The organism is Bacillus sp. PS108 (genome assembly GCF_037963335.1).
GTDB classification, from domain to species: domain Bacteria; phylum Bacillota; class Bacilli; order Bacillales; family Bacillaceae; genus Bacillus; species Bacillus subtilis.
In genome coordinates, this window is the sequence record NZ_CP150155.1 from 1,873,775 (window position 1) to 1,898,344 (window position 24,570).

The 24,570-nt window shown below is 38.1% G+C and carries 25 protein-coding genes and 2 pseudogenes; 17 read left to right on the forward strand and 10 right to left on the reverse strand.

Annotated elements, in window-relative coordinates:
* The first annotated feature begins 371 nt into the window (after positions 1-371).
* Positions 372-1,763: an MFS transporter gene (locus NSQ16_RS09460; protein WP_114523496.1), complete on the forward strand. Its 1,392-nt coding sequence runs from the start codon at positions 372-374 to the stop codon at positions 1,761-1,763.
* 30 nt (positions 1,764-1,793) lie between these two features.
* Positions 1,794-3,395: a xylan 1,4-beta-xylosidase gene (gene xynB / locus NSQ16_RS09465; RefSeq protein WP_230488760.1), complete on the forward strand. Its 1,602-nt coding sequence runs from the start codon at positions 1,794-1,796 to the stop codon at positions 3,393-3,395.
* Between the two features lie 125 nt (positions 3,396-3,520).
* On the opposite strand, the gene NSQ16_RS09470 is transcribed toward xynB, so the two are convergent.
* Positions 3,521-4,675: a xylose repressor gene (locus tag NSQ16_RS09470; protein ID WP_230488761.1), complete on the reverse strand. Its 1,155-nt coding sequence runs from the start codon at positions 4,673-4,675 to the stop codon at positions 3,521-3,523.
* Positions 4,676-4,923: 248 nt separating this feature from the next.
* On the opposite strand from NSQ16_RS09470, the gene xylA reads away from it, so the two are divergent.
* The 3 genes and pseudogenes from xylA to NSQ16_RS09485 form a co-directional block, all read left to right on the forward strand.
* On the forward strand, positions 4,924-6,261 hold the full coding sequence (gene xylA, locus NSQ16_RS09475) for a xylose isomerase (protein ID WP_015252022.1): 1,338 nt from the start codon (positions 4,924-4,926) through the stop codon (positions 6,259-6,261).
* Positions 6,262-6,411: 150 nt separating this feature from the next.
* Positions 6,412-7,911: a xylulokinase gene (xylB, locus tag NSQ16_RS09480; RefSeq protein ID WP_230488762.1), complete on the forward strand. Its 1,500-nt coding sequence runs from the start codon at positions 6,412-6,414 to the stop codon at positions 7,909-7,911.
* A gap of 172 nt (positions 7,912-8,083) precedes the next feature.
* Positions 8,084-8,249 (forward strand): annotated as a pseudogene (locus tag NSQ16_RS09485) (glycoside hydrolase family 11 protein); the annotation flags it as partial.
* Between the two features lie 213 nt (positions 8,250-8,462).
* Here NSQ16_RS09485 and yncB read toward each other — a convergent pair.
* Positions 8,463-9,098, reverse strand: a complete 636-nt coding sequence (yncB, locus tag NSQ16_RS09490; RefSeq protein WP_029726903.1) for an endonuclease YncB — start codon at positions 9,096-9,098, stop codon at positions 8,463-8,465.
* A 413-nt stretch (positions 9,099-9,511) separates the two neighbouring features.
* Between yncB and NSQ16_RS09495 the strand changes: the two genes are divergently transcribed.
* The gene (locus NSQ16_RS09495; RefSeq protein ID WP_230488763.1) at positions 9,512-10,927 is read left to right on the forward strand and encodes a sugar porter family MFS transporter; all 1,416 of its coding nucleotides are present in this window, start codon (positions 9,512-9,514) and stop codon (positions 10,925-10,927) included.
* 101 nt (positions 10,928-11,028) lie between these two features.
* On the opposite strand, the gene alr is transcribed toward NSQ16_RS09495, so the two are convergent.
* A complete protein-coding gene (alr, locus tag NSQ16_RS09500; protein ID WP_029726905.1) occupies positions 11,029-12,213 on the reverse strand; it encodes an alanine racemase in 1,185 nt (394 codons plus the stop codon).
* Positions 12,214-12,673: 460 nt separating this feature from the next.
* On the opposite strand from alr, the gene NSQ16_RS09505 reads away from it, so the two are divergent.
* Positions 12,674-13,144 carry a DUF2691 family protein gene (locus tag NSQ16_RS09505; protein ID WP_230488764.1) on the forward strand — a complete coding sequence of 157 codons (471 nt, stop codon included), beginning with the start codon at positions 12,674-12,676 and terminating at the stop codon, positions 13,142-13,144.
* A 19-nt stretch (positions 13,145-13,163) separates the two neighbouring features.
* A complete protein-coding gene (gene dutA / locus NSQ16_RS09510) occupies positions 13,164-13,598 on the forward strand; it encodes a dUTP diphosphatase DutA (RefSeq protein WP_003245820.1) in 435 nt (144 codons plus the stop codon).
* A gap of 603 nt (positions 13,599-14,201) precedes the next feature.
* Here dutA and cotU read toward each other — a convergent pair.
* A complete protein-coding gene (gene cotU, locus NSQ16_RS09515) occupies positions 14,202-14,462 on the reverse strand; it encodes a spore coat protein CotU (protein WP_128992904.1) in 261 nt (86 codons plus the stop codon).
* A gap of 390 nt (positions 14,463-14,852) precedes the next feature.
* Between cotU and NSQ16_RS09520 the strand changes: the two genes are divergently transcribed.
* Positions 14,853-15,017 (forward strand): hypothetical protein, encoded by a 165-nt coding sequence (locus tag NSQ16_RS09520; RefSeq protein ID WP_003231643.1) that lies wholly within the window; start codon positions 14,853-14,855, stop codon positions 15,015-15,017.
* A 274-nt stretch (positions 15,018-15,291) separates the two neighbouring features.
* Positions 15,292-16,131 (forward strand): thymidylate synthase, encoded by an 840-nt coding sequence (locus tag NSQ16_RS09525; RefSeq protein ID WP_014479918.1) that lies wholly within the window; start codon positions 15,292-15,294, stop codon positions 16,129-16,131.
* Positions 16,132-16,253: 122 nt separating this feature from the next.
* Here NSQ16_RS09525 and NSQ16_RS09530 read toward each other — a convergent pair whose 3' ends face one another.
* The 5 genes from NSQ16_RS09530 to tatAC all read right to left on the reverse strand — a co-directional run bounded on the left by NSQ16_RS09530 (position 16,254) and on the right by tatAC (position 18,652).
* Positions 16,254-16,541: a hypothetical protein gene (locus NSQ16_RS09530; RefSeq protein WP_125121357.1), complete on the reverse strand. Its 288-nt coding sequence runs from the start codon at positions 16,539-16,541 to the stop codon at positions 16,254-16,256.
* A gap of 42 nt (positions 16,542-16,583) precedes the next feature.
* Entirely contained in the window at positions 16,584-17,303 is a 720-nt protein-coding gene (locus NSQ16_RS09535; RefSeq protein ID WP_230488781.1) for a YrpD family protein, read from the reverse strand.
* A 159-nt stretch (positions 17,304-17,462) separates the two neighbouring features.
* Complete coding sequence (locus NSQ16_RS09540) at positions 17,463-17,819, reverse strand: YoqO family protein (RefSeq protein ID WP_038429028.1); 357 nt, start codon at positions 17,817-17,819, stop codon at positions 17,463-17,465.
* 245 nt (positions 17,820-18,064) lie between these two features.
* Positions 18,065-18,289, reverse strand: coding sequence for a hypothetical protein (locus tag NSQ16_RS09545; protein WP_014476919.1), 225 nt, complete (start codon positions 18,287-18,289; stop codon positions 18,065-18,067).
* Positions 18,290-18,463: 174 nt separating this feature from the next.
* A complete protein-coding gene (gene tatAC / locus NSQ16_RS09550; RefSeq protein WP_080529360.1) occupies positions 18,464-18,652 on the reverse strand; it encodes a twin-arginine translocase TatAC in 189 nt (62 codons plus the stop codon).
* Positions 18,653-18,723: 71 nt separating this feature from the next.
* Here tatAC and NSQ16_RS09555 point away from each other — a divergent pair.
* Both NSQ16_RS09555 and NSQ16_RS09560 read left to right on the forward strand, forming a co-directional pair.
* A pseudogene (locus NSQ16_RS09555) lies at positions 18,724-18,889 on the forward strand (hypothetical protein).
* Between the two features lie 16 nt (positions 18,890-18,905).
* Positions 18,906-19,304, forward strand: coding sequence for a hypothetical protein (locus tag NSQ16_RS09560; protein ID WP_009967329.1), 399 nt, complete (start codon positions 18,906-18,908; stop codon positions 19,302-19,304).
* Between the two features lie 64 nt (positions 19,305-19,368).
* Here NSQ16_RS09560 and NSQ16_RS09565 read toward each other — a convergent pair whose 3' ends face one another.
* Complete coding sequence (locus NSQ16_RS09565) at positions 19,369-19,803, reverse strand: SRPBCC domain-containing protein (protein WP_230488765.1); 435 nt, start codon at positions 19,801-19,803, stop codon at positions 19,369-19,371.
* Between the two features lie 148 nt (positions 19,804-19,951).
* Here NSQ16_RS09565 and NSQ16_RS09570 point away from each other — a divergent pair, with 148 nt between their 5' ends.
* From NSQ16_RS09570 to NSQ16_RS09590, 5 genes are all read left to right on the forward strand, one after another.
* The gene (locus NSQ16_RS09570; protein ID WP_256683449.1) at positions 19,952-20,074 is read left to right on the forward strand and encodes a hypothetical protein; all 123 of its coding nucleotides are present in this window, start codon (positions 19,952-19,954) and stop codon (positions 20,072-20,074) included.
* 37 nt (positions 20,075-20,111) lie between these two features.
* On the forward strand, positions 20,112-20,300 hold the full coding sequence (locus tag NSQ16_RS09575; RefSeq protein ID WP_014476925.1) for a hypothetical protein: 189 nt from the start codon (positions 20,112-20,114) through the stop codon (positions 20,298-20,300).
* Positions 20,301-20,595: 295 nt separating this feature from the next.
* The gene (locus tag NSQ16_RS09580; RefSeq protein WP_080477774.1) at positions 20,596-22,155 is read left to right on the forward strand and encodes a spore germination protein; all 1,560 of its coding nucleotides are present in this window, start codon (positions 20,596-20,598) and stop codon (positions 22,153-22,155) included.
* A gap of 29 nt (positions 22,156-22,184) precedes the next feature.
* A complete protein-coding gene (locus NSQ16_RS09585) occupies positions 22,185-23,276 on the forward strand; it encodes a spore germination protein (protein WP_003231622.1) in 1,092 nt (363 codons plus the stop codon).
* Complete coding sequence (locus NSQ16_RS09590; RefSeq protein ID WP_003245832.1) at positions 23,266-24,480, forward strand: Ger(x)C family spore germination protein; 1,215 nt, start codon at positions 23,266-23,268, stop codon at positions 24,478-24,480. Before NSQ16_RS09585 ends, NSQ16_RS09590 begins: the two co-directional genes overlap by 11 nt.
* Positions 24,481-24,570: the final 90 nt, after the last annotated feature.

Sequence of the window (24,570 nt, forward strand, 5' to 3'; positions counted from 1 at the left end):
TCTGAAAAAGATGTTGAAAAAGTTGAAAGGATTTTATAATATTAAAACAAGTTAGTTTGTTTGGTCAACAAACTAACAAGATGAACTTTCATTGTCCACATAGATAAGGTCTTACTGAATATGGATGGAAGGGGGATAAGAGGATCGATTTAATGGAGCTAAACAATATAAGAAACGAAAGAATGAGGCTTTTATCCTTTTCCAGGTATATAAGGTATGACGAAAAAAGATGAATTTTTTGCTTGCTGATCACCATATTTTTTTGCACTGTTTTGAAAGCGCTTTTATAAAAGTTTACTGTCCGTAAATTCGAGAAATTGTTATACCGTTTCACACTGTTCCATATTAAAGGATCGAAAAGGGGAGAAATCATGCTCAGTGAAAATGTAAAGAAGATTAGCATGGTTGAAAAAGTTGGATATGCGTCTGGAGATTTTGCTTGTAATTTAATTTATGCAACAGTGTCTACGTATCTTTTGTTCTTCTATACAGATGTTTTTGGTTTATCGGCAGCAGCAGCCGGTACTATGTTTTTAGTGGTTAGAATAATCGACGCTCTCGCTGATCCTTTTATCGGAACAATAGTTGACAGAACGAACAGCAGATTTGGACGCTTTAGACCGTATCTTTTATTCGGAGCTTTTCCATTTGTCATACTGGCAATACTCTGTTTTACAACACCAGACTTTTCGGATATGGGGAAATTAGTATATGCCTATATAACCTATGTTGGCTTGTCGCTTACATACACAACGATAAACGTTCCATATGGCGCGTTAACTTCTGCAATGACTAGAAATAATCAAGAAGTTGTTAGTATAACTTCTGTTCGCATGTTATTTGCGAATCTTGGGGGACTTGTCGTTGCATTTTTTGTTCCCTTACTGGCTGCTTATTTAAGCGATACTTCCGGCAACGAGTCTCTTGGCTGGCAACTAACCATGGGTATTTTGGGAATGATAGGCGGGTGCCTTTTAATCTTTTGTTTTAAAAGCACAAAAGAGCGGGTCACTCTTCAAAAATCCGAAGAAAAAATTAAATTTACGGATATATTTGAGCAGTTTCGTGTTAATCGTCCACTTGTTGTATTAAGTATTTTCTTTATTATTATTTTTGGAGTGAATTCCATCAGTAATTCGGTTGGCATTTATTACGTAACGTATAACGTAGAAAGAGAGGATTTGGTGAAGTGGTACGGTTTGATAGGAAGTTTGCCCGCTTTGGTCATTTTACCGTTTATTCCAAGGCTTCATCAATTTTTGGGGAAAAAGAAATTACTAAACTATGCATTATTACTGAATATTATCGGCCTTTTAGCTTTACTGTTTGTTCCGCCAAGTAATGTTTACCTCATACTTTTCTGTCGATTAATCGCTGCTGCTGGAAGTCTCACTGCCGGGGGATATATGTGGGCGCTTATTCCTGAAACAATAGAATATGGAGAGTACAGGACTGGGAAAAGAATGGGTGGGCTCATTTACGCTATAATCGGATTTTTCTTTAAGTTTGGTATGGCCTTAGGAGGAGTTGTTCCGGGTCTGGTTCTTGATAAGTTTGGATATGTAGCAAATCAGGCACAAACCCCAACGGCATTAATGGGGATTCTAATTACAACAACCATTATTCCCGTGTTCTTGCTGGTTCTAGCTTTAATTGATATTAATTTCTATAACTTAGATGAGAAAAAATATAAAAACATGGTTCGAGAATTAGAGAATAGAGACAAAGTTTATTTGGATCATATTGATGATTTCAAAGCTTAAAAAAGAAAATAAACTGAGGAGGAGTCCCAAATGAAGATTACCAATCCAGTACTTAAAGGATTCAATCCCGATCCAAGTATTTGTAGGGTAGGAGAGGATTATTATATCGCTGTATCTACATTTGAGTGGTTTCCGGGAGTCCAGATACACCACTCAAAAGATTTAGTAAATTGGCACTTAGTTGCACATCCATTACAGAGAGTTTCACAATTAGACATGAAAGGAAATCCAAATTCAGGTGGGGTTTGGGCACCATGTTTAAGCTATAGTGATGGGAAGTTTTGGCTTATCTATACGGATGTTAAGGTAGTAGATGGCGCATGGAAAGATTGTCACAATTATTTAGTTACTTGTGAAACGATTAATGGTGATTGGAGTGAGCCGATTACATTAAATAGCTCGGGATTTGATGCTTCTTTGTTCCATGATAAGGATGGAAAAAAGTATTTATTAAATATGTTATGGGATCACCGTATTGATCGGCACTCATTTGGAGGAATTGTTATACAGGAATATTCTGATAAAGAGCAAAAATTAATCGGTAAACCAAAAGTTATATTTGAAGGAACGGATAGAAAACTGACAGAAGCTCCGCACCTTTATCATATCGGGAACTATTATTATTTATTAACTGCAGAAGGAGGAACACGGTACGAACATGCTGCTACAATTGCCCGTTCTGCAAATATTGAGGGGCCATATGAAGTTCATCCCGATAATCCAATCTTAACGTCATGGCATGACCCAGGAAATCCATTGCAAAAATGTGGTCATGCATCCATTGTTCAAACACATACAGATGAGTGGTATTTAGCTCATTTAACGGGACGTCCTATTCATCCTGACGATGATTCAATTTTTCAGCAGAGAGGATACTGTCCTTTGGGCAGAGAAACAGCTATTCAAAAACTTTACTGGAAAGATGAATGGCCCTATATAGTAGGTGGAAAAGAAGGAAGCTTGGAGGTAGATGCACCTTCTATACCCGAAACAATATTTGAAGCAACGTACCCGGAAGTTGATGAATTTGAGGATTCAACATTAAATATAAATTTTCAAACTTTAAGGATTCCATTCACGAATGAATTAGGTTCATTGACTCAAGCGCCAAATCATTTACGATTATTCGGTCATGAATCATTGACCTCGACATTTACTCAGGCATTTGTAGCCAGACGCTGGCAAAGTCTCCATTTTGAAGCCGAAACTGCTGTTGAGTTTTATCCGGAAAATTTTCAACAAGCCGCTGGATTGGTGAATTACTACAATACAGAGAACTGGACGGCTCTTCAAGTCACGCATGATGAAGAACTTGGCCGCATTCTTGAATTAACAATATGTGACAACTTTTCTTTTTCACAGCCATTAAATAATAAAATTGTTATTCCTCGTGAAGTAAAGTATGTATATTTAAGAGTAAATATTGAAAAAGACAAATATTATTATTTCTATTCTTTTAACAAAGAAGATTGGCACAAAATTGACATAGCACTGGAATCGAAAAAATTATCAGATGATTACATCCGTGGGGGAGGATTCTTCACAGGGGCCTTTGTAGGGATGCAATGCCAAGATACCAGTGGTAATCATATTCCGGCCGACTTTAGATATTTTCGTTATAAAGAAAAATAATTTGCACATGACTATTTTTAGAACTCCTTTTTCATATGAGAAGGTGCCTATGTCACTATTGCTTCAGAAATACCCCTAGAATAAAAAAGCTCATCTTTAAAGATGAGCTGTACATTCCATAAAAATTACATTGTAACCATGTCCAGAAAATGATCAATCACAATGGAGGACATTCCTAATGCCGGCGCATTCTGTCCTAAGGAAGATGGCAATAATTCATAGCTATTGCCTAATTGGGAATAAACCCTTGACGATACTTCACTTCTCATTGAATTTAAAACCATAGGATGTGATTCAATTATGCTATTTCTTAAAATTACGGCCTGTGGGTTGAAAGTATTCAAAATATTGGTAAGGCCTATTCCTAAATAGAATCCAAAATTCTGTAATGCGTTTAAGGTTCCGATATCATTCAGATGGGCGAGGTTTATGATGTCTTGATAGGACAGTTTTTTCTCTTTGGTCTGAAGAGATTTTAATAAAGCCTTCTCTGAAGCATACAATTCCCAGCAACCTCGGTTTCCGCAACTGCATTTAGGACCATTAAAGTCTATTGTCATATGTCCCATTTCTCCAGAGAAGCCGCTTACTCCTCTATATAAATGATTGTTGATAATAACACCGATCCCTATCCCTGTGCTGATACTTACGTAAATAATGTTATCGTGATTTTTTGCAGCTCCAAATACTTTCTCTCCATATGCGCCAGCATTTGCCTCATTTTCAATAAAAACAGGCACATTGTACTTCTCTTGTATCGAAGATTTTAAGTCAATATCTCTCCAGTTGGAGTTCGGAGTGAAAACAATTTTTTGATCTTTATCAATGAGTCCAGGCACGCAAATACCTATACCAATAAGCCCGTACGGAGATTGGGGCATATGCGTAATAAAGTGATGAATCATATCAATCAAAATGTCTTGCGTTATTTCTGGAGAATTGGATTCCAAATGGCAGTATTGATCAAGAACGATCGTTCCTTCAAGGTCTGTTAAAATGCCATTGATATAATCCACACCAACATCTATTCCTACGGAGTATCCTGCCTTTTTATTAAAAACAAGCATGACAGGTCTTCTTCCGCCACTTGATTGTCCTTGACCTATTTCAAATACCAGATTTTCTTTCATTAACGTGTTTACCTGTGATGAAACAGTTGATTTATTTAATCCAGTCATTTCAGATAATTTTGCTCTTGAAATAGGTGAATTTTTGAGGATTTCTTTTAATAATAACTTTTGATTTACTTTTTTGACAAAGGTTTGATCAGCGATATCCACTTTATCCACTCCATTTGTTTAATCTTTAAATTAAGTATGAACATAGTACATAGCGAATCTTCCCTTTATTATATCTAATGTGTTCATAAAAAACTAAAAAAAATATTGAAAATACTGATGAGGTTATATAAGATGAAAATAAATTAGTTTGTTTAAACAACAAACTAACAGGTAACTTACAATATGAAATAAAATGCATTTGTATTTGAATGATCATGTTTTGAATTTATTTTTAAGGGGGAAATCACATGGCTCAATCTCATTCCAGTTCAACCAACTATTTTGGAAGCGCAAACAAAGTGGTTTACGAAGGGAAAGATTCGACTAATCCTTTAGCATTTAAATATTATAATCCTCAAGAAGTAATCGGCGGAAAAACGATGAAAGAGCATTTGCGATTTTCTATTGCCTATTGGCATACATTTACCGCTGATGGCACAGACGTTTTTGGGGCAGCTACGATGCAAAGACCATGGGATCACTATAAAGGCATGGATCTAGCGAAGATGAGAGTAGAAGCAGCATTTGAGATGTTTGAAAAACTAGATGCACCATTCTTTGCTTTTCATGACAGGGATATTGCACCAGAAGGCAGTACGCTAAAAGAGACAAACCAAAATTTAGATATGATCGTGGGCATGATTAAAGATTACATGAGAAATAGCGGCGTTAAGCTATTATGGAATACCGCAAACATGTTTACGAATCCCCGTTTCGTCCATGGTGCCGCGACTTCTTGCAATGCAGATGTGTTTGCGTATGCTGCAGCACAAGTGAAAAAAGGGTTAGAAACAGCAAAAGAGCTTGGCGCTGAGAACTATGTATTTTGGGGCGGCCGTGAAGGATATGAAACATTATTAAATACCGATTTAAAATTTGAGCTTGATAATTTGGCTAGATTTATGCATATGGCAGTGGATTATGCGAAGGAAATCGGGTACACAGGGCAGTTTTTGATTGAGCCAAAACCAAAAGAGCCGACCACCCATCAATACGATACAGATGCAGCAACAACCATTGCCTTTTTGAAGCAATATGGCTTAGACAATCATTTTAAATTAAATCTTGAAGCCAATCATGCCACATTAGCCGGGCATACATTCGAACATGAATTACGCATGGCAAGAGTACATGGTCTGCTTGGCTCTGTTGACGCAAACCAGGGTCATCCTCTTTTAGGCTGGGACACGGATGAATTTCCGACGGATTTATATTCTACGACATTAGCAATGTACGAAATCCTGCAAAATGGCGGCCTAGGAAGCGGCGGATTAAACTTTGATGCGAAGGTCAGAAGATCTTCTTTTGAGCCTGATGATCTAATATATGCCCATATTGCAGGGATGGATGCATTTGCAAGAGGATTGAAAGTTGCCCACAAATTAATCGAAGATCGTGTGTTTGAAGATGTGATTCAACATCGTTACCGCAGTTTTACTGAAGGGATTGGTCTTGAAATTATAGAAGGAAGAGCTAATTTCCACACACTTGAGCAATATGCGCTAAATCATAAATTAATTAAAAACGAATCTGGAAGACAGGAGAAATTAAAAGCGATATTGAACCAATACATTTTGGAAGTATAACAGGATAAGCTCCAGATCCTGCTATCAATACCAAGTCACTGAATTACCCGTCATGATTCCTTTCCTATTGCTTGTTGTTATGACGGGTAACTTCTATAATTAGGATTTATTTAGAGTGAATGGTTTTTTAAAAGGGCAAGGAGTGAAAAAATGAAGTATGTCATTGGAATAGATCTTGGAACGAGTGCTGTTAAAACCATTTTAGTTAACCAAAACGGCAAGGTTTGTGCAGAAACGTCCAAAAGGTACCCGCTCATCCAAGAGAAGGCGGGATATAGTGAGCAAAATCCTGAAGACTGGGTGCAGCAAACAATTGAAGCATTGGCTGAATTGGTTTCTATATCCAATGTTCAAGCCAAGGATATTGACGGGATAAGCTATTCGGGACAAATGCATGGATTAGTACTGCTTGACCAAGATCGTCAGGTGTTACGTAATGCAATTCTTTGGAATGATACCAGAACAACGCCTCAATGTATAAGGATGACCGAGAAATTTGGCGATCATCTTCTTGACATCACAAAAAACCGTGTTTTAGAAGGGTTTACATTACCTAAAATGTTATGGGTAAAGGAACATGAACCTGAACTTTTTAAAAAAGCTGCTGTGTTTTTGCTTCCGAAAGACTATGTGCGATTCCGTATGACCGGTGCCATTCACACCGAATACTCCGATGCAGCAGGAACTTTACTTTTACATATTACTCGCAAGGTGTGGAGCAATGATATTTGCAATCAAATTGGTATTTCTGCAGATATGTGTCCTCCGCTTGTTGAATCTCATGATTGTGTAGGATCGCTGCTTCCGCACGTTGCCGCGAAGACCGGGCTATTAGAAAAAACAAAAGTGTACGCTGGGGGAGCAGATAATGCTTGCGGCGCTATTGGAGCAGGTATCCTTTCTTCCGGAAAAACTTTATGCAGTATTGGGACCTCAGGGGTCATACTTTCCTACGAAGAAGAAAAAGAAAGAGACTTTAAAGGGAAAGTCCACTTTTTTAACCATGGAAAAAAGGATTCTTTTTATACGATGGGCGTCACGCTCGCTGCAGGATACAGCTTGGACTGGTTTAAAAGAACGTTTGCACCAAACGAATCGTTTGAGCAATTATTGCAGGGGGTGGAAGCTATTCCGATAGGAGCCAATGGACTGCTATACACTCCTTATTTGGTTGGTGAAAGAACGCCGCATGCTGATTCTTCTATTCGGGGAAGCTTGATCGGAATGGATGGAGCCCACAATAGAAAGCACTTTTTGAGGGCAATAATGGAAGGTATCACATTCTCTTTACATGAATCAATTGAGCTATTCCGCGAAGCGGGAAAATCAGTTCATACTGTTGTTTCTATTGGTGGGGGAGCTAAAAATGATACGTGGCTGCAAATGCAAGCTGATATTTTCAATACGAGGGTAATTAAGTTAGAAAATGAACAAGGGCCAGCTATGGGGGCTGCAATGCTGGCTGCCTTTGGAAGCGGTTGGTTTGAATCACTTGAAGAATGTGCAGAGCAGTTCATTCGTGAGGCTGCTGCATTTTATCCAAAGGCACAAAATGTTCAAAAATATAAAACACTATTTGATTTGTATAAGAACATTTACACTCACACAAAGGATCTCAATACAGCTTTGAAGAGCTTTCGAAAAAACTAATGATGTTATTGTCTGGAGATCAACCGAAGAACAATTAACGATTAATTATCAAAGGCCTTTGATGTCATTTCTAATCACAAAACACTAAGCTATTACAATAGTAACTAAACTCATTGCAGGAACAATAATATAACTACCATGGCTGCCTTCTATTAAAAGATGGTGAGAATAAGGTATGGCAACCTTTAAACAGTATTGGAGTGTCCAGCAGACAAAACGAACGAGCGGAACCGTATTCTGTCAGCGAACACTTCAAGAAGTGGGAAAGCTTAGGAATGCCAATGGGTAAGATGTATGAAACCGCGCTAACGACGGTAGAGGGATCTCTTGATTTATGATGAAATAGGAAGGATGTTTACACACAAATAACCCCCTCACATTGACGTGAAGGGGTGTTTTTTATTGTTACTATACAGCGGAAATTTTACAGGCTAGTTGATGATTTTAGCTTGATAAGCAGAATGGAAACTAGACACGCCATCATCTCTTTCTCATTCTTTGGAAACTGCATTCTGCTAGGTTTGCTGCTTTTTTTAACGAACAGTGTTTTTCTATTTCACACAGCCATTAAATCCTCTGTTTGTCACATAACCGCTCTTACTCCAAATTGACAGTTTATCTGATTTTGCTTCTTGCTCATCTAGTCTGAATTGGTCTATGTATTTTGTGTTAGGCTCATATACATATGCTACTCTGGCCAATCCCTCTTTCAATAATGTCTCTTGAACAGATTTGCCGTCAACATAAACGTATGCTAACAGTCTTCCATACTTATCTCTGCGATCGCCTTTATCAAATTCCAGCTGTAGCTTACCGCTGTTGACCAATTCTTTATTTCGTTTCGACGCATCCTCACCGTATGGTTGAACACAAGAATTTGGTTTCTTCGTCTCAGGTGTATCAACGAGCAAGTAGCGAACTGTGTCTTTCTTTCCGTTGTAAATAACCTTAATCGTATCTCCATCTATTGCTCTATCTAATGTAACATCGACCAATTTCTTCTGCTTTTTTGAATGAGGCGTGCCGGCCTTTTGTTCTGTCTGATTATATTTATTAGATTGAGTATCTTGAGAGACTTGCTCCGTCCCATTAGAATCTGAATGGTTTTTGGCTGCGTGATTTGATCCGCAAGCTGCCAAAGTAATACTTAAAACGATTGCGATCATACTGATCAAAATCTTCTTCATATTGATTCCCTCTTTATCATTTTCTCTTTTTGCGATTAAACATCATCATTATAACGATATGGACATTTTTTGTGAATGGAAAACTTCAAGGGAACTTATAACACTCCAAATTGCCAATAGTTAACTTCACAACGAGATGATCAAAACATCACCATCACATAGCGGAAATAAATAATCCTGAAAATAATATTGACTGAAAATGCTTTTGGAATTATGATAATATGAGAAATGACAATAATGTGACAAAAACATTACTACAACATAACAACTGATAGCTTAGGTTTATTCTATTGGCTAAAAATGTAAACGGTTACAAATCCAGAGGCGAAAATCTAAGATAGAGATGACTTTAGTTTTGACTCAATATCCACACTGAAAGAGCTTATTAAGTATTCTTAATAAAGGCAGGGGAAATGGATATGAATGAACATCGAAATCGAAGGTTGAAATTAATAATGATTTCAGCAACTTTTGGAGGGCTTCTCTTTGGATATGACACCGGAGTTATAAATGGAGCTTTACCTTTTATGGCAAGGCCAGATCAGCTTGATTTAACACCGGTTACAGAAGGGCTTGTTACGAGTATTCTTTTATTAGGTGCCGCATTTGGAGCGTTGTTATGCGGAAGATTGGCTGATCGATATGGCCGCCGTAAAATGATCCTTAATCTTTCCTTTTTATTTTTCCTGGCATCACTGGGAACAGCGTTAGCACCTAATGTTTTAATCATGGCGGCCTTTCGTTTTTTACTGGGGCTGGCTGTTGGAGGAGCCTCGGCGATGGTGCCGGCCTTTTTAGCAGAAATGGCACCGCATGAAAAGAGAGGGCGTATGGTAACCCAAAATGAACTAATGATTGTTGGCGGGCAATTTTTAGCATATGTTTTTAATGCGATCCTCGGTGTAACAATGGCAAATACGGGACATGTTTGGAGATACATGCTAGTCATTTGTGCTGTACCGGCTATCATGTTATTTGCAAGTATGCTTAAGGTACCAGAAAGCCCCCGATGGCTAATCTCCAAAGGCAAAAACAGTGAGGCGCTGCGAGTTCTTAAACAAATTCGAGAAGATAAACGTGCAGAAGCTGAATGTAGAGAAATTCAAGAAGCGGTAGAAAAAGATACAGCACTAGAAAAGGCATCACTCAAGGACTTTTCTACACCATGGCTGCGCCGTCTTTTATGGATTGGAATCGGTATTGCCATCGTGAATCAAATTACAGGTGTGAACTCGATTATGTATTATGGCACACAAATCCTTAAAGAATCTGGTTTTGGTACAAAAGCGGCTTTAATCGCTAATATTGGAAATGGGCTGATATCAGTTATTGCAGTTATATTTGGGATTTGGCTGGTCGGAAAAGTGAGACGGCGTCCAATATTATTGATTGGTTTGGCAGGGACGACTACAGCGCTCCTATTGAATGCGATTTTCTCAATTGTGCTTGATGGATCTATGGCACTTCCTTATGTAGTGCTTTCTTTGACCGTTTTATTTCTTGCCTTTATGCAAGGGTGTGTAGGACCTGTGACTTGGCTTGTCATAGCGGAAATATTCCCTCAAAGGTTAAGAGGACTTGGTTCTGGGATAAGTGTTTTTTTCCTTTGGATATTAAACTTTGTGATCGGTTTTGCTTTCCCGATCTTGCTTAGCTCTGTAGGTTTGTCTTTTACATTCTTTATATTTGTGGCTTTAGGTGTATTGGCAATCGGTTTTGTGTACAAATTCATGCCGGAAACAAAAGGGCGTACACTTGAAGAATTAGAAGAGCATTTTCGTTCTCGACACGATCATAATACTCCTGAACAATCAGTTATTGAGGTATAAATATGTTGAAAATCTCTCTTCTTATAGGAGGGATTTTTTTAGTTTCAGAAAAAACAAAATCCCTCTGGTAGAGGGATTTTGATTCAGCATTTTAAGATGTTCTACACGTATAATACTGGAGTTGATACTTTAAAAATCTCGCCATCTCTTATATAAAAACGAGGGATGCGGCGGCTTAATGTAGACACGACTTCATAGTTAATCGTATTGAGCATTTCAGCCACTTCATCAACGGAAATCTCGGCTCCTTTTTGCTTACCGTAAATCACGACTTCTTCTCCTTGTTTACCTTCACCGTTTTCTCCTAAACTGACCATGATCATATCCATTGTTACTCTTCCTGCCACTGGCACTCGTTTTCCGCGATGAAGAACAAACCCGCTATTGGAAAGGGCCCGAGAATAGCCGTCAGCATAGCCAATCGGGAGTGTAGCAATTACTTCATTAGGTTCTGCGACGTATGTAGCACCATAGCTAACGGTTCGGGGTTCTGTCCGCATGGTTTTCACATAAGCGATGCGCGCCTTTAAACTTAACGCAGGTTCAAGCTTAACGAGATTTAGTTGTTTAATATAGGCTGAAGGATATAAACCATATAAGCCGATACCTAAACGGATCATATCAGCGCTAAATTCCGGAAATGCGATAGCTGCAGCCGTGTTGCACATATGCACAGTGGGCAGCTCAATCCCCTGTTTTTTTAAAAAGCTGAGAAAACTGATGAATTTTTCGTGCTGCAGCTTTGTGAGTGTTGTGTCCGGTTCATCAGCTGTCGAAAAATGTGTGAAAATTCCTGTCCATCTGAGGAATTTACTTGCCTTTAAGGCTTTCACTACTTCTAAAAGTTCTTCCTTTGTGCGTACACCTAATCGTCCCATGCCGGTATCCACGTTAATATGAATGGCCAGCCGGTTAGCACTCGCTTCTTTTTCCAATATCTCGTTTGCTTCTTTCATCCAATCAACCTGAAATGCTGATAATGTTATATTCCAAGCTGCTGACTTCTTTACACAACTAAGGGATGTAAAACCAAGCACAAGGATAGGTGCTGTAATCCCAGCTTTTCGTAAAACGATTCCTTCCTCCACACTGGCAACAGCGAGCTCACTCGCCCCGTGTTCCAGTGCATGGCGTGCCACTTCTATAGACCCGTGACCATAACCGTTCGCTTTTACGACAGCCATAATTTTGCTCTTATGTGGAATATGACGGCGGATCGCTCGCAAATTCTTTTTAACGGCATCAAGATTGACTTCGATCCAAACTTCTCGGCAAAGCTTTATCATCAACGCTTCCTTCCTTCTTATGGATTATAAATACCACCTATTGCCGCAAGAATAAATGTTAATTGTTGGATGATTCGATCTTATTTTATTCAACTTTATTTGAAATCATTCAACAGCAAATCCATGTGATACGAGAAGGTGCCTATCAATGTTCGAATAGCAAGTACGGGATACATGAGGCTTGTAAGTGGGGTGTTAATGGATGCGGCGACCGAGGATTACAAAAATGATTATTTGTTTTGGGACATTTTTTTCTAAGGGTAGATGATAACGAGAAATCTAATCAGGAAATACTTACCGTTGTTATGAACATTGAAGAACCTTTTAAATGAGAAGGGCTGAGGAAATTCTGTAAAAGATAATCGGTTGAAAAGGCAGTCGATTCCTTGTTCCATAAACCTGACATCAGAGTATATAATTAAACTCGTATTCACAAAAATCGTTTAAGTAAGGGGTATACATGAATAGGGGAGTTAGTTTTCAAATACCGAATGAATATGGAAATTTTCTATGGAGAATACTGCAGCCGGTAGAAATAGCTAATTATAGGTGGCAAACGAGTGGGGAATCTTATTTTGTTGTAGAAGGAGAGCTCGATGATGAGGAGCTTTTTCATGACTACGCAATTGTTGAAGGGGCAGTTTTTGAGCAACAATTAAAAACGAATCAGTACTATACCATTTTCGTTGAACTGAAAGCATTTCCATATGGAAAAATGGTTAATCAAGTCAATACATATGAAGAGTTTGCTGACAGTGATTGCGAACTTGTCCTTTTGATAGCAGATAATAGCTACGTTTCGATTTACTGTAAAAACAAAAATATCATTGAAAAACTTTACTTCAATGCTTTACAGAATGATTTTGAAGATGTTCAATTTATAACTGATGAAAATGACACAAGAACAGGCCTTACTGTTGATAGTCAATAAAAATTAAAGGAGCTAGTACATGACAATGCAAATTAAAATCAAGTATCTAGATGAAACACAAACAAGAATCAGCAAAATTGAGCAGGGAGACTGGATTGATCTTCGGGCAGCTGAAGATGTAACAATCAAAAAAGATGAATTTAAGCTTGTCCCATTAGGTGTTGCAATGGAGCTGCCTGAAGGTTACGAAGCACATGTCGTCCCTCGTTCAAGTACATATAAGAACTTTGGCGTTATTCAAACAAATTCAATGGGTGTTATCGATGAGTCATATAAGGGAGACAACGATTTCTGGTTCTTTCCTGCTTATGCATTGCGTGATACTGAAATTAAGAAGGGTGATCGTATCTGCCAGTTTAGAATCATGAAGAAAATGCCGGCGGTTGAATTGGTTGAAGTCGAGCATTTGGGAAACGAGGATAGAGGAGGACTCGGTTCAACAGGTACTAAGTAAACAAAATAAATCCTTGGCTGTCTTCATGCTGTGTGATTGATCAATGGAGGTTTCAGCCAAGGTACATATAAATATTATGTATAAAATGAATATTTTAATACGAAGGATTTAATTAAAAACAAATTTTAAAAAGGGAAGTTTTGAAAAAGTGAAATAGTAATAACTAAAGTCGATAAAGAACCTAAAGATGTCAAAGAAAACAATTTTTCTGGTGCTTTGCTTTTTTGAAGGTTTACTTAGCTCGTGGATAACTGCCCCCCATAAAAGCATGGATGCTAAAATTATAATACTTATATACATAAAGATGCTCCTTTTATTATATTTACAGTTTTTACATTTTATAGATTTTTACCACATTTAGGATTGAGTTGTCGATGAAACAAGCATCTCTATAAATAAATACTTTTATCTAAATTTTTATAAATAGGGGAAGGCAACTAAAAACTAGTAATGCCACTAATAATAAGCCAAGTTAAATGACATGTGTTCATTAATAATTGAATTTACAGCAGCCATGAGCACAAAAAAATCTGAGTATCGTCGATAAATATCATAAAAAACCCCCCGGTATGTCGCCGGGGAATAAATAGACGTTTAAGAGATTTAGTGATGTTTTTTATATGATTCGACAAAATCATAATAATGATCATCGTCATCATAATACTTTTTTTCGTAATGATAATCGTGATCATCGTAATACTTTTTATCATGGTCATCATACTTTTTGTCGTAATCATAATGTTTTTTATCATGATCATAATACTTGTCGCACTCATAATGTTTCTTATCATTGTCGTAATACTTTTTGTAATATGTTTTTTTCCAAGTGTAATACTCTTCTTTATATTTTTTATAATAACCCAATTAAATTCCTCCTTTATGTTATTCGAATTTAATTTATGAAGTTTAAATGATATGGTATGGTCAAATGAAATAAGAATAGTAAAAAGAGGCTGTTTAAAACACTTTCTGAAAAACAAAACGGATAGCTGTTTATGAAAATAAGAGAGAGAGAGAGAGAGCACTCAATCACTGTAAAATAATAGTAAAGTGTATAGAGAGATTAGTATACGTAAAAAGGGACTTTCTCATTGAAGAATATTTGAACGTTATGGTTAAGATTCAAGAGCTCTATGATGTGATTTTTAACACTGCTTTTGAAGGGTTTAGAGTTAGACATCAAAAACAAACATCAAAACCGGTTAGAAACAGATATAAGGAATGAACCGCTGCCAAATATCATAAAAAAAATGAATGAAATTAGAGAGAATTTATTTTAAAGAAAGCCCAATTGCACATGGACAAATGACAATTGATATTGAGGTAAAATACAATGCATTAAATCAGAAAAAGCTATTGGAGGATTTAATGTGTTTAGACAATTTCCAATTTGGTATACACAAACACCTGACTATTTGAATTTTTATGTGCCGCAATATCAAACCATTTCTTATAATCCTCAACAATGTTATCAACGGTGTATGTACCAAACTGGCGGTAACTATGAGCTATGTGACAGACTATGTTATGGAGAAATACAGGTGTAAAAGAGGGGGTTATTAACTCCTCTTTAAACACACAGTGAGTGGAATAAGATCCTCACTTTATCTGCGAGTGCTTAGTATTTGCGATAATATTGCATTCGTAATAAATTATGCTTAGAACTGAAAATGAAAGAAGGATATGAATAGTTATGACGCAATTCGATAAACAATACAATTCAATTATAAAGGATATTATCAATAATGGAATCTCAGACGAAGAGTTTGATGTGAGAACCAAGTGGGACTCAGATGGAACACCGGCACATACTCTAAGTGTAATGAGTAAGCAAATGAGATTCGACAACTCAGAGGTTCCGATTTTAACGACAAAAAAGGTTGCCTGGAAAACAGCCATTAAAGAGTTGCTCTGGATTTGGCAGCTGAAATCTAATGATGTTAATGATTTAAACAAGATGGGCGTACATATTTGGGATCAGTGGAAACAAGAAGACGGCACCATCGGACATGCATATGGATTTCAGCTGGGGAAGAAAAACAGAAGTCTAAATGGAGAAAAAGTGGATCAGGTAGACTATCTTCTTCATCAATTGAAGAACAACCCGTCTTCACGCAGACATATTACAATGCTGTGGAATCCTGATGATTTAGACGCAATGTCCTTAACGCCATGTGTATACGAGACACAATGGTACGTTAAACATGGGAAACTCCACCTTGAGGTAAGAGCACGGAGCAATGATATGGCATTAGGAAATCCCTTCAATGTATTCCAGTACAATGTGTTGCAGCGCATGATTGCTCAAGTGACTGGTTATGAGCTTGGTGAATATATCTTTAACATTGGGGATTGCCATGTGTACACACGTCATATAGACAATTTGAAAATTCAAATGGAAAGAGAACAGTTTGAAGCACCTGAACTATGGATCAATCCTGAAGTGAAAGATTTTTATAACTTTACCATTGATGATTTCAAGTTAATCAACTATAAACATGGGGACAAGCTTTTATTTGAGGTAGCGGTTTAATGCTGCCTTTTTATTGTGCAGTGAATGGATAGCAGGTATCCTAATTTCATTAAGCAATCTGGAAGATGAATAAAAATCGAAGGACAAACACGTATAATACATAAAAAAGATTAACTCTACAGTTAATCTTTTTTATTCAGAAGAAAATATCCTAACTTTGAAACTAAATACAAAGTAAAAGCAATCATTACAGTTCTAGATATTACAATTCCATGAATAGCTAGATCATATCCAGCAGGTACTAACGCATTTGTATTACACATAAAATATATAGATATTAGAAGTGCTACAATAACTAAAATCATTCCAAAAAGACTTGTTTTTTCATATTTCATACCAATTTCCACCCTTATTAAAGTTAGGTTTAAACAAAAGAGCTGAAGAAACGAACTATGACCAGTATGCTCCAATGAAAACCGCCAGACAATGCTGGCGGCTTTTTGCTGCTTCGTTTATTTATTAACAGAGATCGTAACGTTATTTCCTGCAACTGAAACCTTTGCGAAATCCTGTGTATCTACCACAGGAGTGACGGCTTTATTGTCGATTGTGATGTTGTTAAAAGATGTCGAAAAGGTTGCTTTGATCGCATCACGCTGGCTTTCATACGAAACAGCCGCGGTAGCAAGGGTTTTCCATTTTGAAATCGTGCCGATGTTGGTTCCTTGAATTTCTGTGATAATCCGTCCGGTGTAGCCGTCATTGTTCGTTCCCCAAAGGGTCATGCGCGTATTGCCGTTTAAGTTTTTATAGATAGTCATTTGGACTGTGCTTCCAGGGCGGAAGCCTTTATTGTATGTGAATTTGTCTTTTCCTTCGATGTACGTTTCTTCATTTTTGGACCCAACCTTCATGAGGGGCTTCCAGACGTTGTATTGTTTGCTGTACTGAAGCCCGATATCGGCCTCAGTTCCGCTTGTTGCCCTAAATCCTGAATAAATATAAGGAGTAGAGACCGTATCATATTTTACAGTGTCAGGAAGATTGATTTTAGCTGTAAAAACGGCGCCTGTACTATTCAGATAGGCGCGGCCGCCGATTCCGTTAGGCAGCTGGGATGCTGCTTTTGCGACTTGAGCGTCTGCCGCGGGTAAGCCTGGTATACCTGATGAAAGGGTTCCGAAAAGAACTGCTGTTCCTACTGCACCTGCAATCAATACTTTTTTCACCAAAATTCCCCCTTTTGATAGTGGTTTCGCCATTTATTATACCTTATTTTGGAACTGGATTTACGTATATAAATCGACAAAATATTTCATTTTGAATGATGTAAGGTCGAAACGCTTCGCCAATCTGAAAGCTATATACCTTTATCAGAGGAAAGAATGAGATCACATTTGTTTTAACCGATTTGAAATTTTCCTCAAAATAAAAGTACAAATGCTTAAAGAAACGATTATTAAAAGAATGCCCGCTATCGTTTCCCAGCCTGTAAAAAAGAGGTGACGTTTCATCAATGTCTGTCCTTGTAAAATGACAAAAGCACAGATACCGACTAAGAAAAGAAAACAAATACTTAGGATTGCTAACGCTTTACGTGAGTATGTTTTCATTTCATCTTTAAAATACAGCAATACGAAAACAAAGCAGATAACATTGGCTATTGTTCTTATCACCTCAAAGCTTTTCATGACAATTGATATAAATAGACAAAGTAAAATGAGATAAAATACGATGTTTCTATACAAAAAACCTCTCCTTTTATGTAGGATCCTCAAAGAGTTTATAAAAGTTTCTTTGTAACTGCAATAAATTGAATGCGCTCACTTATGAACTAACTAAACTATGTACTAAATATTCACTATTCTTTTTCAGATTCAGTCACCAAGGTTTTCATAGAAAGGGAAGCTTCAGAAATATACATATAGTGCACAAACAAAAAAGACCCGGCAATAGCCGGGGGAAAGTAAAAACGAGGAGATGTTAATGGCGTTTAGTAGTGTTTTTTATGCTTTTTATACTCTACAACATAATCATAGTCTTTTTTATCGTGATCATAATATTTTTTATCATAGTCATCATATTTTTTGTCGTAATCACAGTCATAATCTTTTTTATCATGATGGTCATAATATTTTTTATCATATTCGTAATACTTCTTATAATACGTTTTTTTGACCGTATAATACTCTTCTTTGTATTTTTTGTAATAACCCATATATACTCCTCCTTTATTTTTACTACGCTTTATTATACGGCGAGTAGATTTTGCGGCTTGGACAGTTAAAATCATAGAAGGAAAAAAGGGCTGTCCAAATGATAGAAAAAGACAGATGACACAAAAACAAATCAAAATAAAGAGCCGATTTTTCATCGGCCCAAACGATTTATCCTACATTTGTTTGTCTTCTTTTTTTTCTGAGTCATTTTTTCTGATATCCTGAGTCAGTCCGCTTGTTGCTTGTTTAAATTCTGATAAGGCTTTTCCTGCTGCACGGCCAAGCGCCGGCAGTTTATCAGGCCCAAATACTAAAAAACCCACAAACAAAATAACGAGTATTTTTGTGAAGCTTAATTCCATATCCTTTTCCCCCTGATTGAAGTACAACCTTTTAAACAAATTATAAGAGATAGCAGTACAAATGGGAATGCATTTATTTTGAACATTTTAAAACCAGACAAAGGCGGATTCATAAAACGGCTGCTGCTGAATATAATGTCCAATGCCACCTGCCTAAGAAGCAGGGAGGCAGGCTGGATCAATTATGTAGCTCTGCCGAAAATGATACAAACGTATCTGCGGCTATCATTGAAATAGAGGAGTGGTGTAGCTGATGAGATTCACTAAGGTAGTTGGATTTTTGTCTGTTTTAGGGTTGGCTGCGGTTTTTCCATTAACGGCACAAGCAGAAAAAGCCGGAACTGCGGGGGCTGGAGAGTGGGATAAGTTGGGGACTTACACATATACTTACTCAAGTCCGACGGTATACTCGACCGGAGGAGATTTTAGAGTGTGCCTTTCAGGAAGCACTCCTTTTTCTGTTTCACTGCACTTATATGAGGATGATCCCGGTGACAATCCTGATGATTATGTAGGGGCAAACTATTTTTCACCCGGAGAATGCCACACCTTTGGCAGTATTGGAAAATTTGTAGATGGGAGCAATAACAAGGCCGAGTTCTTTGTTACCGATTACTCTGGTAAATCTAAAACTGTTACGTTTTATGATTGATGGACTCAAATTGTGAAGTATAACCCTTGGGAAAGAACAAAAAAGAGAGATACCTCTCTCTTTTTTATTCTTCGACAGCCTTACGAAGCCGTTCATTTACAATGCCAGTCCAGCCGCCATCCATCTTACCGCGAACGACGGAGCTTTTCTCGTTTGCTTTGCCGATCACTTCATTCGGCTCTTTCCAGCCGCTGTGAATAAGGGTAAACCCTGTCTTTTCCCCCAAGTCTTCTAATTGAAAGGTAACGACCCATCCTTCTATATCCCATTCAAAAGAAAGTTCAGTTGGAGCTTGAACAGCCAAAACTTTACAAGGGGACGGTCCAAACGGCGATTGTAAGTGAAATTCTTGTCCTTCTTTGAGCTGAAAGTCATTGGGCATAAACCACTTGGCAATGCCTTCTGAAGTAGAGACTGTCTCCCAGACTTTCTGAATGGGAGCCTCCAGGGTAATGCTTTTTGTAATATCCGGTAATGCATTTTCGTTGTTTTGAGCCATTTCGTTTACCTCTTGACATATGATGTTATTTCAATTCAATCATATAATAACTAATAAGATCATGTCCATAGCGTGCATTAATTATGCTAGAGCTGCTGTTGAACAGCGTGTCAGTCGCCAGTCTGATCTGTGAATGGGAGAATTCTGCATGCACGAAAAAGAGAGAGATGTGTATATTGTCATTTCGTTCATTCTTGTTTGCTCAGCCGCAACTGTTATGTTTGAACCGGAATTCCTGTTCAGCCAATTTATTTTGCGATTTTTGTTTTAATAGTAAATGTGCCATTTTCTAAAACAGGAGGTTTTTTATGCTTGGAAAAATCAAAGCAGCCATTGATAACAGTCCAGGGAAGCCGGCCAGAATTATAGTTAGTGAAAAAGTGTTTCAGCAATTAGAGGAAGAAATGCGCTTTGTTTACGTTTCCAAACCGAAAACGATAATGGGGATTCCTGTGGAAGTTTCAGATCAGGCAGAAAGCTTCAAGCTGGAATTTTAGTTTATCCCAGACTGCTAAAAGGCTCATTTTGTGTTTAATAATGCAAAATGGTCAGGTTGATTTCTTTAAAAGCATGATGAAATGTTCATCATGCTTTTTTTATTGAGAAAAAAGACGAACATAAAAAATAGGTATACGGGAAAAATAATCCTATTAGAGAGAGGGGAACTGACAGATAGATAACATGATATCAACACTTACTGACTGGAATGTGTGGTTTCAAGCGTTAGTAGTATTTCTCGTTCCATATGCAATCTATAAAGTGTTTACTTGGATTCATGTATAAGAAGGTGCAATGATGAGGTGGCGGAGCAATCAGTACAAAACACAGAAGCAGCATAAATCAGATCATTCAACAGCTGAAAAGGATCAGGATGTGTTAACCGGTAACATCGGATACGACTTAGAACATGTAAAAAGAAAAATAGGACATAACGGGGACGTTCATTTCCGTGAGCTTGAAATCACTCAATTACATGTGAAAGCGGCATTGATCTTTGTTGAAGGACTGTCTGATCAGGACTTGATTAATAAAGGACTATCAGTGTTAGTCATGAATCAACCTAATCAGGTAAGCGATGAAATTTCTCAATCCGGCAAAGGTATTTTAACTTCGAAACAGATAAAAAATCAAATCGTATCAATCGGTGATGTCATAGATTCAGAGAAAATCAGTGATATCGTGTTGAATGTGTTCATGGGTTCGACAGCGCTTCTTATCGATGGAATACCGCAGGCCTTTCTTCTGGGAACTGTAAAAAAACAAAATCGAAGTATCGAGGAGCCGCTTTCAGAAGCGCTTGTCAGAGGGCCGCGCACAGGCTTTACAGAAGAGTTGAGTACGAATACAGCTCTTTTGAGACAGCAAGGAAAAAATGATCAATTAACATTGCAGAGATTTGAAGTAGGAACACGATTAAAAAAGGATTTAATTATCGCTTATATGAATGACATTGCAGATCCAAAAGTAGTCGAGGAAGTAAGAAAAAGAGTGAGAGGGATTGAGATCGATCATTTGCCGGAGTCAGGTTACGTTGAACAGTTAATTGAGGATAATTATTTGAGCCCGTTCCCGCAAGTACAGAGTACAGAACGTCCTGATCGCGTCATAAGCGGATTAATGGAAGGAAGAGTAGCCATTCTGCTTGACGGCACTCCGTTTGCTTTGATTGTTCCAGTCACTTTCAGCATGATGCTTCAATCGCCTGAAGATTATTATGAACGGTGGTTCCCGAGCTCGCTCATCAGATTGCTGAGGTTCATCGCAGCAATGATAACGTTATTCGCACCCGCTTTATATATATCATTTATTTCTTTTCATCCTGGGTTAATTCCGACCAAGCTGGCGATTTCAATTTCCGGGACGCGCCAAGGTGTTCCGTTCCCATCTCTGATTGAAGCCTTATTTATGGAAGTCGCGATTGAAATTTTAAGAGAGGCGGGGCTTCGTTTGCCAAAACCAATTGGACCCGCAATAGGCATAGTTGGCGGATTAATCATCGGGGAAGCAGCTGTGCAGGCGGGGATTGTCAGTCCAATCATGGTCATTGTTGTTGCGCTCACAGCAATTTCTTCATTTGCCATCCCGCATTATAGCACAGGTATAGCACTTCGGATGCTTCGGTTTGGCGCGATGTTTTGTGCGGCGGTGTTTGGATTGTTTGGAGTCATTATGTATTATCTGCTGCTAAGCAGCCATGTCGTAAAGCTAAAGAGCTTTGGTGTGCCATACGCAAGTCCGGCAGTGCCCTATCACTTAAAAGATTGGAAAGACTTTGTTATCAGAATGCCTCTTTTAGTCATGAAGCGCCGGCCTAAAATGATGAATACAGATAATACAAAACGGGTGAAGTGATGAACTCGACAGGATGGTGATAAAGTCTCATGTTCAGCCCAACCAGTAAAATCACAACCGCTCAGGCAACGATTATCATCATTAATTATATGCTTGCTGCCGGAGTTCTTACGCTCCCTCGGACAGTAACAGAACAAACACAATCTCCTGATGGATGGATTTCAGTTTTATTAGGCGGGGTCCTAGCGGTAATAGCCGGGATGATTATAGCTAAATTAAGCCAGCAGTATCCTAAGGAGACCTTTTATGAATACTCCCGACATATTGTAGGAAAATGGCTCGGGCATCTGATCAGTATTGTTTTTATTACTTATTTTCTGGCACTCGGTGCATTTGAAGTCAGAGTCATGTCCGAAATCGTGGATTTTTTTCTCCTCGAAGGGACACCTTCTTGGGCCATCATTATGACAGTTCTTTGGATTGGGCTTTATTCAATTACACAAGGCCTAGATCCGATTGCACGGCTTTTTGAAATGATTTTTCCGATTACGGTCATCATCTTTTTAACGATAGCCCTCATGAGTTTAGGCATATTTGAGATCAACAATTTGCGCCCTGTATTAGGTGATGGAATCATGCCGGTTCTTAGAGGTGTAAAGACAACGAACCTTTCATTTACATGTTCAGAAATTATGTTCATTTTAGTAGCATTTATGAAAAAGCCGAAAAATGCGGTGAAAGCAGTTGTGATCGGGACAGGCGTTGTGACCAGTTTTTATATGATTACGATGATTATGGTCATCGGTGCACTATCAGTTGAGGGAGTTGTGACGAGAACATGGCCGGGGCTTGACCTGATGAGAAGTTTTGAAATACCTGGTTTAATATTTGAACGGTTTGAATCATTTCTGCTTGTGATTTGGATTATGCAGCTTTTTGCCACGTTTATTATCACTTTTTATGCAGCTTCCCTGGGAGTCTCACAAGTTTTTAAAAAGAAACCCCTTTCATGTATGTTTGGGCTGCTTCCTGTTATATATATCCTCTCTTGCATGCCGAAAAATGAAAATGACGTCTTTATATTGGGCGATACGGTCAGTCATATCGCTTTGTATATATTTGGCGCTTTGCCGATTTTGCTGTTAGTCATTTCGAAATGGAGGAAAAGAGGTGAAAAGTAAACTAAAACGTCAATTGCCTGCTATGGTCATAGTATGTCTGCTGATGATTTGCGTAACAGGATGCTGGAGCAGTCGGGAAATAGAAGATCTGGGTCTCACATTCGCTATCGCAATTGATAAAGGAAAAGAAACGAACACTGAAAAAGAGTTAAAAGAAGAGGGCGGGAGCTATCCGAAAAAAGACAACATTACGCTGACCTATCAATTTGTTAATGAAAAAGCGGCAGGCGCGGGCACAAGCGGGGGAGGCGGTAGCGGACAAGGAGCGCAAAAAGCGTACATTAATATAAGTGAAACAGGGGATTCATTACAGCAGATCGGAAGTGAGGTTGCATTAAGACGGGACCGAGAAGTGTTTAGCCCGCATTTAAAAGTTGTTGTCATGAGTGAAGATGTGCTGCACACATTTCCTATCGACGAAATGCTGGATCAATTTTTTCGTGATAATGAAATCAGGCTGAGCTGTCTTGTTTTATCTGCTAAAGGGGAAGCAAGAGACGCTCTCCAGCTGAAAGAGAACGGAGAAATTCCGGCATTTCGGCTGATTGGATTAGGTGAAAATGAACATAAAGTTTCCAGAATTCTTCCCCCTATGACACTCGCGAAACTAATTGGAAAACTGCATTCTGGCAGCAGCTTTTTACTGCAAAATGTGGTTGCGGCGAATGGAGCGGTCAAGTATTCCGGAGCAGCTGTAATCAACGGAAAATCGAAAAAAATGATAGGCACCTTAAATGAATATGAAACTGAGGGGATTACATGGATTAGAGGAGAAGGGAAAGGCGGAGTTGTCAAAAGTCATGATAAAAAGAGCCAACAGACGTTAGCGTACGATATCAATAAAATCAAAAGCAGAATTCAGCCAATCGTAAAAGGGAAAGATATTTCATTCCATGTCGATATTGAATCAGAAGGCGATTTGGTTGAAAACTGGAACACAAAAGAGGCGTTGGACACCCAGTTTATAGATCGTCTCGAAACGACTATTGAAAACGAGGTAAAGAAAATAGTTGGTCAGGTATTAAAAAAAATTCAGCATGATTATAAAGCAGATGTTGCGGGTTTTGATGAATCTTTTAGACTTACATATCCTCACTTATGGAAAAGGGTGAAAAATAACTGGGATGACACCTTCAGTAAAGCCGACATCACATACAGTGTGAACGTCACAATTACTCATTTCGGCACGGTTAAAACTCAGTAATGAATCCCAAGGAAGAGAAGGAAACCTCTCTTCTCTTTTTTATGCATTTTTTAGGATAAAGATACTTTTTTTGGAGAGATATACACTTTT

Coding starts and splice junctions, on each gene's coding strand:
- NSQ16_RS09460 (WP_114523496.1), top strand. CDS start 372: ATGCTCAGTGAAAATGTAAAGAAGATTAGCATGGTTGAAAAAGTTGGA.
- xynB (WP_230488760.1), top strand. CDS start 1,794: ATGAAGATTACCAATCCAGTACTTAAAGGATTCAATCCCGATCCAAGT.
- xylA (WP_015252022.1), top strand. CDS start 4,924: ATGGCTCAATCTCATTCCAGTTCAACCAACTATTTTGGAAGCGCAAAC.
- xylB (WP_230488762.1), top strand. CDS start 6,412: ATGAAGTATGTCATTGGAATAGATCTTGGAACGAGTGCTGTTAAAACC.
- yncB (WP_029726903.1), bottom strand. CDS start 9,098: ATGAAGAAGATTTTGATCAGTATGATCGCAATCGTTTTAAGTATTACT.
- NSQ16_RS09495 (WP_230488763.1), top strand. CDS start 9,512: ATGGATATGAATGAACATCGAAATCGAAGGTTGAAATTAATAATGATT.
- alr (WP_029726905.1), bottom strand. CDS start 12,213: ATGATAAAGCTTTGCCGAGAAGTTTGGATCGAAGTCAATCTTGATGCC.
- NSQ16_RS09505 (WP_230488764.1), top strand. CDS start 12,674: ATGAATAGGGGAGTTAGTTTTCAAATACCGAATGAATATGGAAATTTT.
- dutA (WP_003245820.1), top strand. CDS start 13,164: ATGACAATGCAAATTAAAATCAAGTATCTAGATGAAACACAAACAAGA.
- NSQ16_RS09520 (WP_003231643.1), top strand. CDS start 14,853: ATGAAATTAGAGAGAATTTATTTTAAAGAAAGCCCAATTGCACATGGA.
- NSQ16_RS09525 (WP_014479918.1), top strand. CDS start 15,292: ATGACGCAATTCGATAAACAATACAATTCAATTATAAAGGATATTATC.
- NSQ16_RS09545 (WP_014476919.1), bottom strand. CDS start 18,289: ATGGGTTATTACAAAAAATACAAAGAAGAGTATTATACGGTCAAAAAA.
- tatAC (WP_080529360.1), bottom strand. CDS start 18,652: ATGGAATTAAGCTTCACAAAAATACTCGTTATTTTGTTTGTGGGTTTT.
- NSQ16_RS09560 (WP_009967329.1), top strand. CDS start 18,906: ATGAGATTCACTAAGGTAGTTGGATTTTTGTCTGTTTTAGGGTTGGCT.
- NSQ16_RS09565 (WP_230488765.1), bottom strand. CDS start 19,803: ATGGCTCAAAACAACGAAAATGCATTACCGGATATTACAAAAAGCATT.
- NSQ16_RS09570 (WP_256683449.1), top strand. CDS start 19,952: ATGCACGAAAAAGAGAGAGATGTGTATATTGTCATTTCGTTCATTCTT.
- NSQ16_RS09575 (WP_014476925.1), top strand. CDS start 20,112: ATGCTTGGAAAAATCAAAGCAGCCATTGATAACAGTCCAGGGAAGCCG.
- NSQ16_RS09580 (WP_080477774.1), top strand. CDS start 20,596: ATGATGAGGTGGCGGAGCAATCAGTACAAAACACAGAAGCAGCATAAA.
- NSQ16_RS09585 (WP_003231622.1), top strand. CDS start 22,185: ATGTTCAGCCCAACCAGTAAAATCACAACCGCTCAGGCAACGATTATC.